This window comes from Bradyrhizobium sp. AZCC 1721 (assembly GCF_036924715.1).
GTDB lineage: Bacteria > Pseudomonadota > Alphaproteobacteria > Rhizobiales > Xanthobacteraceae > Bradyrhizobium.
Map to the genome: position 1 here is coordinate 2,347,792 of NZ_JAZHSB010000001.1, position 13,046 is coordinate 2,360,837.

Here is a 13,046-nt window from a genome sequence, read left to right on the forward strand (position 1 = left end):
AAGGGGCCGAGCCCGAGAGGAGATATGATGTCCGTTGCTGCGCAGACGCTTGCCCCGCCATCCAGAACCCTGATGCTGCTGGAGGGGCGTGCCATTCACGAACTCGGCGCGTTTCTAGGGGCACTGCCATTGCTGAGTCTGGCGCCACGCGGCGACGGGCACCCCGTGCTGGTGTTGCCCGGCCTTGTTGCATCCGACACCTCGACGCGGCCGCTGCGCAGCTTCCTGCGCACGCGCGGCTATGCCGTCAGCGGCTGGCGTCAGGGGCGCAACCTCGGCCTGCGCCACGGCGTGCAGAACGCCATGGTCGATCTGGTGCAGGAGTTGAACGATACGCACGGCCGCAAGGTCTCGCTGGTCGGCTGGAGTCTGGGCGGTCTCTACGCGCGCCAGCTTGCCAAGATGATGCCGGAGCGCGTGCGCTCGGTGATCACGCTCGGCAGCCCGTTTGCGTCGGGACCGAAGGCGACCAACGCTTGGCGCGTCTACGAGCTGGCGAGCGGCCGCCGCGCCGACGAGGAGGACGCCCGCTTCGGCGGCGCGCTGTCCGCGACGCCGCCGGTGCCGACCACCGCGATCTTCAGCCGCACCGACGGCATCTGCGCCTGGCAGGGTTGCATGGAGAAGACGTCGGCGACTTCCGAAAGCATCGAGGTCGAAAGCAGCCATTGCGGCATGGGCCATCACCCGGCGGTCGTGTACGCGGTGGCCGATCGCCTGGCGCAGCCGGAAGGCGAATGGTCGCCGTTCGATCGAAGCGGCTGGCGCAGCGTGGTTTACCCGAATCCGCATCGGTAGCAGACGCGGGTGTTTGCTAACCTCGCCCCGCCGTTGCGGGGGTGAGGGGCTCTCTCCGCGCGCTCACGTCTATCGAATTTGCGGAGGTAGCCCCTCATCCCGACCTTCTCCCCGCGAAGAACGGGGAGAAGGAGAAGACAACCGACATTGTCGCTCTCCCGCAAAACGCGCTATGCCTTGACGCATGCCGCCGCCGCTTGCCCGCATCATTCAGCAGTTGAAGCGCGAACCGTCGCGCACCGGATCGATCGTCATCACCGTATTCGGCGATGCGATTGTGCCGCGCGGCGGCTCGGTCTGGCTCGGCACGCTGCTGGAATTTTTCGAGCAGCTCGACATCGACGCCAGCGTCGTGCGCACCGCGATGTCGCGGCTGACGGCCGACGGCTGGTTCGAGCGCGTTAAAGTTGGCCGCAACAGTTTCTATCGCCTGGTGCAAGGCGAGCGGCAGACCTTCGATATCGCGACCAAACACATTTACGGCCCGCCAGCCTCCGACTGGACCGGGCGATTTGAGCTGCTGCTGATCGGCAATGGCGGAGATCGCGACGCCGCGCGCGAGGCGTTGAAGAACGCTGGCTTCGGCAGTCCGCTGCCGGGCGTATGGGTGGCGCCGTCGGGCGTGCCGGTGCCTGCCGAAGCGGCCGGCGCCATTCGTCTCGAAGTGTCGGCGGAAGACGATAGCGGGCGGCGTCTGCTCAGCGAAAGCTGGCCACTCGATCGCACCGCCGACGCCTATCAGAAATTCATGAAGACCTTCGAGCCGCTGCACGGCTGGCTCGGTCGTGGCGAGCGGCTGACCGAGGCCGACGCGTTCACCGCACGGATCCTCCTGATCCATCATTACCGTCGCGTCGTGCTGCGCGACCCGTTGCTGCCGACCGCGCTCTTGCCCACGGACTGGCCGGGCAGGGCCGCCCGAACGCTCTGTGGCGAGATCTATCGCGCGCTGCTTCCCGCGTCCGAACAATGGCTTGATCGCCATGCCACCAACGAAAACGGACCCCTGCCAAAGCCCGGCGGGGAACTTTCGAAGCGGTTTGACGGGCTGTAGATATGTTACAGAAATGTATTGCATATCGTAATTTGTGTTATATATTTCCTCCCAACAAATTCCGGGAGGTCCGCCATGTACACGCAGGCGCTCAACACGTCCGACGGCGACGACCGTCACATCGAGGACGCCGCGCGGGCTACGCAGTTTCAGGCGCGCATCGACGCCGACGAGCGCATCGAACCTAACGACTGGATGCCGGCCGCCTACCGCAAGACGCTGACGCGGCAGATTTCGCAGCACGCGCATTCCGAAATCGTCGGCATGCTGCCCGAAGGCAATTGGATCACTCGCGCGCCGTCGCTGCGCCGCAAGGCGGCGCTGCTCGCCAAAGTGCAGGACGAATGCGGCCACGGCCTCTACCTCTACGCCGCCGCCGAGACGCTCGGTTCTTCGCGCGAAGAGCTGGTCGACGCGATGCTCGCGGGCAAGGCAAAGTATTCCTCGATCTTCAATTATCCGACGCTGACCTGGGCCGACATCGGCACCATCGGCTGGCTGGTCGACGGCGCGGCGATCATGAACCAGATCCCGCTGTGCCGCTGCTCCTATGGTCCTTACGCGCGCGCGATGATCCGCGTCTGCAAGGAGGAATCCTTTCACCAGCGCCAGGGTTTTGAGATCATGCTGACGCTGTGCCGCGGCACTGACGAGCAGAAGGCGATGGCGCAGGACGCGCTGAACCGCTGGTGGTGGCCGGTCTTGATGATGTTCGGTCCGCCCGACCAGGTCAGCCAGCACAGCGACACCTCGACCAAATGGAAGATCAAGCGTTTCTCCAATGACGAACTGCGGCAGAAATTCGTCGACGCCACGGTGCCGCAGGCGCAGTTCCTGGGACTGACCATTCCCGATCCCGGCATGAAGCAGAACGCGAACGACAATTGGGAATATAGCGCGATCGATTGGGACGAGTTCAAGCAGGTGCTGGCAGGCAACGGCCCCTGCAACCGCGACCGTCTGGCGGCGCGGCGCAAGGCGCATGAGGATGGCGCCTGGGTGCGCGAAGCAGCGATGGCCTATGCCGAGAAGCGCCGGCAGCGCGCCGCCTTGCAGGCCGCTGAGTAGGGAGACCAACGATGGCGACGCCGAACATTCCGCTCTGGGAAGTTTTCATCCGCAGCCGCAACGGGCTGGCGCACAAGCATGTTGGCTCGCTGCACGCCACCGACGCCACGCTGGCGCTGCAGGCTGCCCGCGACATCTACACCCGCCGCGGCGAGGGCCTCTCGATCTGGGTGGTGCCGTCGAGCGCCATCACCGCGTCCGACCCGTCCGAGAAAGGCATGATGTTCGAGCCGGCGGAGTCGAAGATCTACCGGCACCCGACGTTTTACGACGTGCCTGACGAAGTCGGGCATATGTGAGACCGTCATTGCGAGCGGAGCGAAGCAATCCATCGCGCCAGCACCGTAAGTGTGGATTGCTTCGTCGCTCCGCTCCTCGCAATGACGGCTGAGCAAGCAGGAACAGAAAATGACCGCAGCCAACATCCAGGTCTCCGAAACGCCGCTGGTGCTCTACACCCTGCGCCGCGCTGACGATGCCTTGATCCTGGGCCATCGGCTGTCGGAATGGTGCGGCCATGCGCCGATGCTGGAAGAGGACATGGCGCTCGCCAATATGGGCCTCGATCTGCTCGGCCAGGCGCGCGAGCTTTATTCCTACGCCGCCAGGGTCGAGGGCAGGGGTAACGACGAGGACAAGTTCGCTTATCTCCGCGACGTCAGGCAGTACCGCAATCTCCTGCTGCTGGAACAGCCGAACGGCGATTTCGCGCGCACCATGGTACGGCAGTTCTTCTACGCAACGTTCGCCGACCTCTATTGGCGCGCGATGATGCGCTCCACCGATGCGACGCTGGCGGCGATTGCGGCGAAATCGGAAAAAGAAAGCGCCTATCACGTCCGCCATTGCTCGGAATGGATCATTCGTCTCGGCGATGGCACCGAAGAAAGCCACCGCCGCACGCAAACGGCGATCGACGAGTTCTGGGCTTTCACCGGCGAGATGTTTGCCGCCGATGACAGCGAGCGCGGCTTGATCGATGCGGGAATCGCGGTCGATCCGGGGCCGTTACGTCCGCAATGGCTGAAGACTGTATCGGACGTCGTCCGTGAAGCGACGCTCGTTTTGCCCGATAACAACTGGATGCAGCAGGGCGGCCGCAGCGGGCGGCACAGCGAGCATCTCGGCCATCTCCTCAGCGAGTTGCAATCGATGCAACGGACGTTTCCGGGGGCGACATGGTAACGGCTATCCACAGCGACACCGATCTGCGCCGCCGCGCCTGGGAGGCCGCCTCACAGGTGGTCGATCCCGAAATACCGGTGCTTACGATCGCCGATCTCGGCGTGCTGCGCGACGTCGAGGTTCAAGACGGCCGCGTCGAGGTCGCGATTACGCCCACTTACTCCGGCTGTCCGGCGATGAACATGATCGCGCTCGAGATCGAGCTGGCGCTGGAACGCGCCGGAATGCCGCGCCCGACGGTCCGCACCGTGCTGTCGCCTGCCTGGACCACGGACTGGATGAGCGATGACGGCCGCAACAAGCTCAGGGAATACGGCATCGCCCCGCCGCAGGCATCACGCTCGCGCCGCGCGCTGTTCGGTGAACAGCAGGTGGCGTGCCCGCAATGCGGCTCGCAAAATACGGAGCTGCTGTCCGAATTCGGCTCGACCTCCTGCAAGGCGCTGTGGCGCTGCAAGGCCTGCCGTGAACCCTTTGATTATTTCAAGTGTCATTGAGGTCTTCTATGTCGTCATTGCGAGCGAAGCGAAGCAATCCATCTCACCGCCCCGTGGAGGGATGGATTGCTTCGTCGCTTTCGCTCCTCGCAATGACGGTGAGGAGCGTGTGATGTCGGTCGCGCCGCGTTTCCATCGTCTCGCCGTCAACGACCTCCGTCGCGAGGCTGTGGATGCAGTATCGATGACGTTTGCGATCCCGAAGGAGCTGGAAGGCGACTACAGCTTTGCGCCGGGACAATACCTCACGTTGCGTACCACGATGGACGGCGAGGAAGTGCGCCGCTCCTATTCGATCTGCTCAGGGCCTGACGACGGCGAGCTACGCATCGCGGTGAAGAAGGTCGACGGCGGCGCGTTTTCGAACTGGGCAGCGGACGAATTGAAGGCCGGCGACGAACTCGACGTGATGACGCCGACCGGCCGTTTCGGCGTCGCCCCTGCGCCGGATGAGGCGAGGGTCTATGTCGGATTTGCCGCAGGAAGCGGCATCACGCCGATCTTGTCGATCGTCAAGGGCGTGCTGGCGCGCGAACCGAACAGCCGGTTCTTCCTGTTTTACGGCAACCGCACGACGTCAAACATGCTGTTCCTCGAAGAACTCGAGGAACTGAAAGACCGCTTCATGCAACGGTTGTCGCTGTTTCATGTCATCTCCGGCGAGGAGCAGGATATCCCGATCCTGCATGGCCGGCTCGATGGCGCGAAAGTGCGCGTGCTGCTGCGCTCGCTGGTGCCCGCCTCGAGTGTCGATCACGTCTTCATCTGCGGCCCCATGGGTATGAGCGAGGACATCGAGACCACTTGCCGCGAGATCGGTATTGCCGAGGATCGCATCCATGTCGAGCGCTTTGTCTCGGAGTTCGGCGGCAAGCCGCGCGCGAAGAAGATTGTCGAGCCGTCCGCGCCGCCGAAGGCGATCGCCTCCCTGATCATCGACGGCAAGCGCCGCGAGGTGCCGGTCGCCGAAGGAGAGGCCATTCTCGACGCCGCGTTGCGCGCCGGCATGGATTTGCCGTTCGCCTGCAAGGGCGGCATGTGCTCGACCTGCCGCGCCAAACTGGTCGAGGGCGAGGCGCAGATGGAAGTCAATTATTCGCTGGAGTCGTGGGAACTGAAGGCGGGATTCATCCTGACCTGCCAGGCGCGGCCGTGCTCGGACAAGGTCGTGGTGGATTACGACCACGTGTAGCGATTTGTGGGCTCGTTGACACCCCAGGTGCTTCGACCCAAGACTGAGATGCAAAGAGGCTTGATAACAGGCCCGTGCGCACAAGGGAGAGAACGTCGTGAAACCGTCTCGCCGAGCGGGCAACCCGCTATGAACGTCGCGCTGTCACCCGACGAGATCGCCCGCGCCTGCGCGGAGGCGATGTGGAAGGAAGACGACGCCAGCAAGGGCCTCGGCATGAAAATTGTCGAGGTCAGGCCGGGGCAGGCGACGCTGACGATGACGGTGCAGCCGCACATGGTCAACGGCCAGCGCATCGCCCATGGCGGCTTCATTTTTCTCCTCGCCGATTCCACCTTCGCCTTTGCCTGTAATTCCCGCAATGAGCGCGCAGTCGCTGCGCAATGCGATATCGCCTTCATCCGCCCGGGCAAGCTCGGCGACGTGCTGGTCGCGACCGCGCGGGAAGTTTCGCGCAACGGTCGCTCCGGAATTTATGACGTCCGCGTCACATCGGGCGATGTCGTGATTGCGGAGTTCCGCGGTCATTCCCGTACCGTCGCCGGGACGTGGCTGCCGGCCGTGGACGAAGAGACCAGACAAAAATAGCAAGCGAGAGGAACACGCCATGGCCATGGCAAGATTGAAATCCAGCGGAAGCGGTTACGGCGCTGAATTGGATGAGGCCGAGCGCGCCTCGCGCGACGAGATCATGGCGCTACAGACCAAACGGCTCGCCTGGTCGCTCCGGCACGCCTACGACAATGTGGCGCATTACAGGAAAGCATTTGACGCGGCCGGCGTGCATCCCTCCGATTTCAAGCAGCTCTCCGATCTCACGAAATTCCCATTCACGGCGAAGACCGACCTCCGCGACAATTATCCCTTCAACATGTTTGCCGTGCCGCGCGAAAAGCTGGTCCGCGTCCACGCGTCCTCGGGCACGACGGGCAAGCCGATCGTGGTCGGCTATACGCAGGGTGATATCGATATCTGGTCGGAGGTGATGGCGCGCTCGATCCGCGCCGCCGGCGGCCGCACCGGCATGATCATTCACAATTCCTACGGCTACGGCCTGTTCACCGGCGGACTCGGCGTGCACTACGGCGCGGAAAAACTGGGCTGCACCGTGGTACCGGTCTCCGGCGGCATGACCGAACGCCAGGTGCAACTGATCAACGATTTCAAGCCCGACATCATCACGGTGACGCCGAGCTACATGCTCGCCATCTCGGACGAGTTCAAGCGGCAGGGGCTCGACCCGCGTCAGTCGTCGTTGAAGTTCGGCATCTTCGGCGCCGAGCCCTGGACCAATGCGATGCGCGCCGAGATCGAGCAGACGTTTGACATGGACGCGACCGATATTTACGGGCTGTCGGAAGTGATCGGCCCCGGCGTGGCGCAGGAATGCGTTGAGACCAAGGACGGCCTGCATATCTGGGAGGATCATTTCTATCCCGAGGTAATCGACCCCGAGACCGGCGCGGTGTTGCCGGACGGCGAGAAGGGCGAACTGGTATTCACCTCGCTCACCAAGCAAGGCTTTCCGATCATCCGCTACCGCACCCGTGACCTGACGCGGCTGTTGCCGGGCACCGCGCGCCCGGGCATGCGGCGCATGGAGAAGGTCACCGGCCGCTCCGACGACATGATCATCCTGCGCGGCGTCAACGTATTCCCGACCCAGATCGAGGAAGCGTTGCTGGCGACCGACTGGTGCAGCGGCCATTTCATCATCGAACTGACGCGCGATGGGCGCATGGACGAGATGACCGTGCTCGCCGAAGCGCGTCCCGAAAGCTGGGACGGCAGCGGGCTGCTCGCGCATGCCGAAAAGGTTGCGCTCTCCATCAAGAACACCATCGGCATCACCGCGCGCATCAAGGCGGTGGCGCCGGAAACGCTGGAACGTTCGCTCGGCAAGGCGAAACGTGTTTACGACAAGCGGCCGAAAGGGTAACTCCTGCTCAGAAGCCGGGCGGGAATCTCTAATGTCAGTTGCCGAAAATTCCGATGTTGGACCTGTCACGGTGCAGGCCCGCTGCGTCCGCCTGCCGGCAAAAGTCGCCGACGCTGCCTCACTTGCGCCCGTCATCGAGACGCGCGCGCTATCGCGTGCCGGCAGCGAGTTGCTGATCGAGGTCAAGGCTGCGGCGGTCAATCCGTCCGACGTCAAGGCGGCGACCGGGTTGATGCCCTATGCGGTGTTTCCGCGTACGCCGGGCCGCGACTATGCGGGTGTTGTCATCGACGGACCGGACGGTTGGATCGGGCGCGAGGTGTTCGGCTCTTCCGGCGATCTCGGTATTCGCCGGGACGGCACGCACGCTACGCATCTCGCGGTCGAAGCCGACGCCGTGGTGGAGAAGCCCAAGGGCATTTCATGGGAAGAGGCGGCCGGCGTCGGCGTGCCCTTCGTCACCGCGATGGAAGGCTTGCGCCGAGCCGGCGTTCCGAAGGCGGGCGAGACCTTGCTGGTCATGGGCGTCAACGGCAAGGTCGGGCAGGCGGCGGTGCAGATCGCGAGCTGGCACGGCGCGCGGGTGATCGGCGTGGTGCGCAAGAACGAGCCCTACGAAGGCCACGCCAATTCAAAGGTAGAAGTCATCGACGCTTCGGCAACCGATGTCGCGGCGCGCGCGCGCGAACTTACCGGCGGCAAGGGCGCCGACATCGTGTTCAACACGGTCGGCGATCCCTATTTCCAGGCCGCACACCAATCGCTGGCGGTGCGCGGGCGGCAGATCCTGATCGCTGCGATCGACCGCATCGTGCAGTTCAATATTTTGGAATTCTATCGCGGCCAGCACACCTATGTCGGCATCGACACCCTCGGCCTGTCGTCAACCGCGACCGGGGCGGTGCTGCGGGAACTCGGCCCCGGCTTCGCCAGCGGGCATCTCAAGCCGTTCCCGATCAAGCCGGCCGCGATCTATCCGCTGGAACAGGCCCGCGCTGCCTTCATCGCGGTCGCCGGCTCGTCGCGCGACCGGGTGATCCTGCGGCCTTGAAGGCAGACGTTCGCTGCAGGCGCGGGATTCCCAATTCTTTCATGGGGAATAAATCCGTCGCCCGTCGCCTGCGTGCAATGACTTTATTTCGTCATCGTCGAGCTCGATGGGCGATTCATTCTCCGCATCCTTGCGGCGTGGACGCGCGCACGTTTCCAACATATTAGCAACTGCTGAAATGGCTTCCTATTTGAGCGGCAACCGCTGCATCGGCCGCGCGGGAACAGGGAAACACCAGTGCTGGACAGTGCCAATATCGTCGTCATCAGCGGATTGCTGATCGGTCTCGTCTATGGATCGGTCGGATTGTTGAGCGGATTTTGCTTGCTCAGCAGCCTCAGAGGTTTTTGGGCTGAAGGCGATGGCCGGCTGGTGCGCACCTATGCGCTGGCGATCGGCGTCGCGGTGGTCATGACGCAGTTGCTGGCTGCGGGCGGCCTCGTCGATATCGGCAAGTCGATCTATCTGCAGCCGTCATTCTCCGCGCCCGTGATGTTCTTCGGCGGGCTGTTGTTCGGTTACGGCATGGTGTTGTCGAACGGCTGCGGCTCGCGCGCGCTGGTGCTGCTCGGGCGCGGCAATCTCCGCTCCTTCGTGGTGGTGGTCGTGCTGGCAATCTTCGCCCAGATGACGCTGAAGGGCCTGATCGCCCCCTCGCGCATCGCAATGGTCGGGGCGTCGCAGACCACGGCCACGGCGAATTCGGTGCCGGCCTTGTTTGCCGCCGCAGGCCTGAGCGCAACGGCCGCGCGCATGCTGGCCGCCTCGGTCATCTCCGCAGCGCTGATCATTTTTGCCTTTACGCATCCCGCTTTCCGGCGGTCGCCGGGCCAGATCGCCGCGGGTCTCGTCATCGGCCTCCTGGTGGCGGCGGGCTGGCTTGCCACCGGCTATCTCGGCGCCGACGATTTCAATCCCACGCCGGTGACCTCGCTCACCTTCATCGCGCCGATCGCGGACGCGCTTCAATATGTCATGCTGTCGACGGGCTCGACGCTCAATTTCGGCATCGTCACCGTGTTCGGCGTGTTCGCCGGCAGCCTCGTGACGGCGCTGTTGACCGGACGCTTTCAACTCGACGGCTATCAGTCGCCGCGTCACATGCTGCGCTCCGGCAGTGGGGCCGCGCTGATGGGCATCGGTGGCGTCATGGCGTTCGGCTGCTCGATCGGGCAGGGGTTGACGGGATTTTCCACGCTGGCGCTTGCTTCGCTGATTGCCTTCGCCGGCATCCTCGTCGGCACCGCCGCTGGTCTCCGCGGCGCGCTGCGGGTTCGGCCACTGGCGGCTGCTTGATCTTCTCCCTCGCCCCGCTCTTCGCGGGGAGAGGTTACTTCGTCACTCCGCCGCCCTCGTTACGATCCGTATCTTCGACGTCAGCGTCCGGTGCACTGGGCACTTGTCCGCAATCTCCATCAGCCGCGTGCGCTGATTGGCGTCTAGTGCGCCTTCAATCGAAATCACCCGGTCGATCTGGTCCAGCATGCCCTCGCGCGTCTCGCATTCGGCGCAATCCGTTGCGTGAATCTTGCTGTGCTTCAGCGTCACGGTGACGCGGTCCAGCGGCAGCGATTTGCGATCGGCATACATCCGCATCGTCATCGACGTGCAGGCGCCAAGGCCTGCGAGCAGGAAATCATACGGTCCCGGCCCGCTATCCTTGCCGCCTGCGGCAACGGGCTCATCCGCCACCATCTGATGGGGACCTGTGGCGACGATCTGCTGGAATTTGCTGTTGCGGGTTTCACGCACCACGACGTGGCGCGGCGCCTCGCTCGCGGCAGAAGCAGGCTGCGCCGCGGCGGGCTCGATATAGCGCTCGGCCCACGCGGCGATGACGCCGGCGACATAGGCGCCGTCCCGTTTGCCGCTCAGCAGGTGATCCGCGCCCGACAGCGAGACAAAGCTCTTGGGATGTTTGGCGGCAACGAAAATCTTGGTGGCGTTGTCGATGCCGACCGTGTCGTCGGTCGGCGAATGCATGATCAGCAGCGCCTTGTGAAGTTTTGCGATCTGCGCCGCCAGCGTGTGTTCGGCGATGTCGTCGAGGAATTCGCGCTTGATGTGAAACGGCCGCCCGGCGAGCTGGACCTCCACCGTGCCGTGCGTGCGGATGTCGTCGATGCGGTCCTTGAAGAGATGCGTGACATGCACGGGATCGGAGGGGGCGGCAATCGTAACGACCGCCTTCGCCTCCGGTATCTGCCCCGCGGCAGCGAGGATCGCGGCGCCGCCCAGGCTATGGCCGATCAGTATCGCGGGCGCCGTGCGGGTTTCGCGCAAATGATCGGCGGCGTGGACGAGATCGGCAACGTTCGAAGAGAAGGTCGAGTTGGCGAATTCGCCCTCGCTGGAGCCGAGCCCGGTGAAATCAAACCGCAACACCGCGATGCCTTTTGCGGTGAGTGCCGTCGCAATGCGTTTCGCGGCCAGGACGTCCTTGCCGCAGGTGAAGCAATGCGCAAACAGCGCGTAGGCCTGCACCGGTCCGTCAGGCATATCGAGGGCAGCGGCAAGCTGATGGCCGCCTTCGCCGGTGAATTGAAAGCGTTCGCTCGGCATGGCTGTTCTCCCTCCGACTTGGCTTCAATCGCCTGAATAGCGCTGCTCGGCACACGGATCGCCGCGGTTGTGATAGCCGCGTACTTCCCAATAGCCCGGCGCATTCTCATCGGTCATGTGAAGGGCCTCTCATCGGCAAGCGCGCCTGGTTTACTTCGGCGCCCTCGGATCGATCGGCGTCGTGCCGCGCACGCCCAGAATATCCTCCAGCACCTTGGCTCCGGCGAGCAATTGCGCCTCGCCGCGCGGCGGCGCAACCACCTGCAGCCCAACCGGAAGGCCCGAGGCCGTGAAGCCGCACGGCAACGACAGCGCAGGACAGCACACCAGCGTGATCGCGTAGACGATGCCGAGCCATTCGACGTAATTGTCGAACTGCTTGCCGGCGCATTCGGCGACATAGCGGTTCTCGACCGGGAAGGGCGGCACGATCGTGGCGGGGGCGAGCAATAGATCGTACTTTTCGAAAAATTCCAGCGTGCGCGCGGTCATCGCGACGCGCTGCGCCTCGGCGCGTTCGAGCTGTTCGACCGTCAGCTTGAGGCCTTCCTCGATATTCCAGATCACCTCGGGCTTGAGCAGGTCGCGTTTCGTGCGCAGCAGCGCCGCCTTGGAAAGCGCGAAGTCGAACGCGCGCAGCACATGAAAACATTCATGGGCTTCGCGCAAATCGGGATGAGCCTCTTCGACGATGACCCCTAGCTCCGCAAAGCGCTGCGCCGCCTTGCGGGTGACGGCGGCGACTTCCGCGTCGACCGGCGTGATGCCGAGATCAGGCGAATAGGCAACGCGCTTCGGCTTGCTGCCGGAGCGGGCGGCTGCGAGAAACGAAATCGGCAACACAGGCAGCGACAAGGGGTCGGCCGGATGCTCGCCGCTCATGGCGTCGAGCAAAAGCGCGACGTCTTCGACATTGCGTGCCATCGGGCCCTGGACGCCGAGATTGCGATCGATGGCAGCGATTGGCGTATGCGCGACGCGGCCGATGCTCGGCCGCAATCCGACGATGCCGCAGAAGCTCGCGGGATTGCGTAAGCTACCGCCCATGTCGGAGCCGTGCGCCAGCCAGCCCGTACCGGTCGCGAGCGCGACCGCCGCGCCGCCCGAGGAGCCGGCGGCGGAGCGTGACGTGTCGAAAGGGTTGCGCGTCGGGCCGAACACTTCGTTGAAGGTGTTGGCGCCGGCACCGAATTCCGGCGTGTTCGACTTGGCGTAGATCACGCCGCCATTGTTTTCGAGATGCTCGACCAGAATATCCGACTTCGCCGGAATGTTGTCCCTGTAGATCGGCGAGCCCTGCGTGGTCAGGACGCCGGCGACATTGGTGAGGTCCTTGATCGGGATCGGAAGACCGGCGAGCAGGCCGCGTTCGGCGACGGGCTTCTGCATCAGAGCGGTGGCGTGCTTGCGGGCGCGGTCGAAGCACAGCGTCGGCAGCGCATTGACCTTGCCGTCGACCTCGGCGATGCGCCTTTCCAGCACGTCGAGCAGGTCGAGCGGGGTGACTTCGCCCGATTTCAGCTTGCCGACAATGGCAACCGCCGTCTCACGCACCAGCCCCTGATCAGCCACTTCGATACTCCTGCGTCAGTTTTCTCGATCGCAGATCGTGCTGTAGAACATTTTCCGGCAAAGTGGAAACGCATGGAAGTAGTGGCCGACTGGAGATATTTGCATGACGGCCTAGGCCGTCATTGCGA

13 protein-coding genes and 1 pseudogene are annotated in these 13,046 nt (G+C 64.0%); 11 read left to right on the forward strand and 3 right to left on the reverse strand.

The genetic code is table 11. From position 1 onward, the window contains the following. Nucleotides 1-27: 27 nt before the first annotated feature. From V1273_RS11185 to V1273_RS11235, 11 genes are all read left to right on the forward strand, one after another. Nucleotides 28-798: an esterase/lipase family protein gene (locus V1273_RS11185; protein WP_334367740.1), complete on the forward strand. Its 771-nt coding sequence runs from the start codon at nt 28-30 to the stop codon at nt 796-798. A gap of 184 nt (nt 799-982) precedes the next feature. Further along, entirely contained in the window at nt 983-1,852 is an 870-nt protein-coding gene (gene paaX, locus V1273_RS11190; RefSeq protein WP_334367741.1) for a phenylacetic acid degradation operon negative regulatory protein PaaX, read from the forward strand. A gap of 75 nt (nt 1,853-1,927) precedes the next feature. Then, a complete protein-coding gene (paaA, locus tag V1273_RS11195) occupies nt 1,928-2,920 on the forward strand; it encodes a 1,2-phenylacetyl-CoA epoxidase subunit PaaA (protein WP_334409625.1) in 993 nt (330 codons plus the stop codon). Nucleotides 2,921-2,931: 11 nt separating this feature from the next. Continuing rightward, nucleotides 2,932-3,219: a 1,2-phenylacetyl-CoA epoxidase subunit PaaB gene (gene paaB / locus V1273_RS11200; RefSeq protein ID WP_057844448.1), complete on the forward strand. Its 288-nt coding sequence runs from the start codon at nt 2,932-2,934 to the stop codon at nt 3,217-3,219. 109 nt (nt 3,220-3,328) lie between these two features. Continuing rightward, the gene (gene paaC / locus V1273_RS11205) at nt 3,329-4,105 is read left to right on the forward strand and encodes a 1,2-phenylacetyl-CoA epoxidase subunit PaaC (protein ID WP_334409626.1); all 777 of its coding nucleotides are present in this window, start codon (nt 3,329-3,331) and stop codon (nt 4,103-4,105) included. Then, nucleotides 4,099-4,602 carry a 1,2-phenylacetyl-CoA epoxidase subunit PaaD gene (gene paaD / locus V1273_RS11210; RefSeq protein ID WP_334383065.1) on the forward strand — a complete coding sequence of 168 codons (504 nt, stop codon included), beginning with the start codon at nt 4,099-4,101 and terminating at the stop codon, nt 4,600-4,602. The genes paaC and paaD overlap by 7 nt, the downstream gene beginning before the upstream one ends. Before the next feature lie 112 nt (nt 4,603-4,714). Further along, nucleotides 4,715-5,794 (forward strand): 1,2-phenylacetyl-CoA epoxidase subunit PaaE, encoded by a 1,080-nt coding sequence (paaE, locus tag V1273_RS11215; RefSeq protein WP_334383064.1) that lies wholly within the window; start codon nt 4,715-4,717, stop codon nt 5,792-5,794. A gap of 129 nt (nt 5,795-5,923) precedes the next feature. Then, complete coding sequence (paaI, locus tag V1273_RS11220; RefSeq protein ID WP_334409627.1) at nt 5,924-6,382, forward strand: hydroxyphenylacetyl-CoA thioesterase PaaI; 459 nt, start codon at nt 5,924-5,926, stop codon at nt 6,380-6,382. A gap of 19 nt (nt 6,383-6,401) precedes the next feature. Continuing rightward, nucleotides 6,402-7,733 carry a phenylacetate--CoA ligase PaaK gene (gene paaK / locus V1273_RS11225; RefSeq protein WP_334409628.1) on the forward strand — a complete coding sequence of 444 codons (1,332 nt, stop codon included), beginning with the start codon at nt 6,402-6,404 and terminating at the stop codon, nt 7,731-7,733. Nucleotides 7,734-7,764: 31 nt separating this feature from the next. Next, nucleotides 7,765-8,784, forward strand: a complete 1,020-nt coding sequence (locus V1273_RS11230) for a quinone oxidoreductase family protein (protein WP_334409629.1) — start codon at nt 7,765-7,767, stop codon at nt 8,782-8,784. A gap of 237 nt (nt 8,785-9,021) precedes the next feature. Next, complete coding sequence (locus V1273_RS11235; RefSeq protein WP_334409630.1) at nt 9,022-10,080, forward strand: YeeE/YedE family protein; 1,059 nt, start codon at nt 9,022-9,024, stop codon at nt 10,078-10,080. 42 nt (nt 10,081-10,122) lie between these two features. On the opposite strand, the gene V1273_RS11240 is transcribed toward V1273_RS11235, so the two are convergent. From V1273_RS11240 to V1273_RS11250, 3 genes and pseudogenes are all read right to left on the reverse strand, one after another. Further along, on the reverse strand, nt 10,123-11,346 hold the full coding sequence (locus tag V1273_RS11240) for a bifunctional alpha/beta hydrolase/OsmC family protein (protein ID WP_334409631.1): 1,224 nt from the start codon (nt 11,344-11,346) through the stop codon (nt 10,123-10,125). A 24-nt stretch (nt 11,347-11,370) separates the two neighbouring features. Further along, nucleotides 11,371-11,454 (reverse strand): annotated as a pseudogene (locus V1273_RS11245) (sulfite oxidase-like oxidoreductase); the annotation flags it as partial. A 42-nt stretch (nt 11,455-11,496) separates the two neighbouring features. Then, nucleotides 11,497-12,918, reverse strand: coding sequence for an amidase (locus tag V1273_RS11250; RefSeq protein ID WP_334409632.1), 1,422 nt, complete (start codon nt 12,916-12,918; stop codon nt 11,497-11,499). Nucleotides 12,919-13,046: the final 128 nt, after the last annotated feature.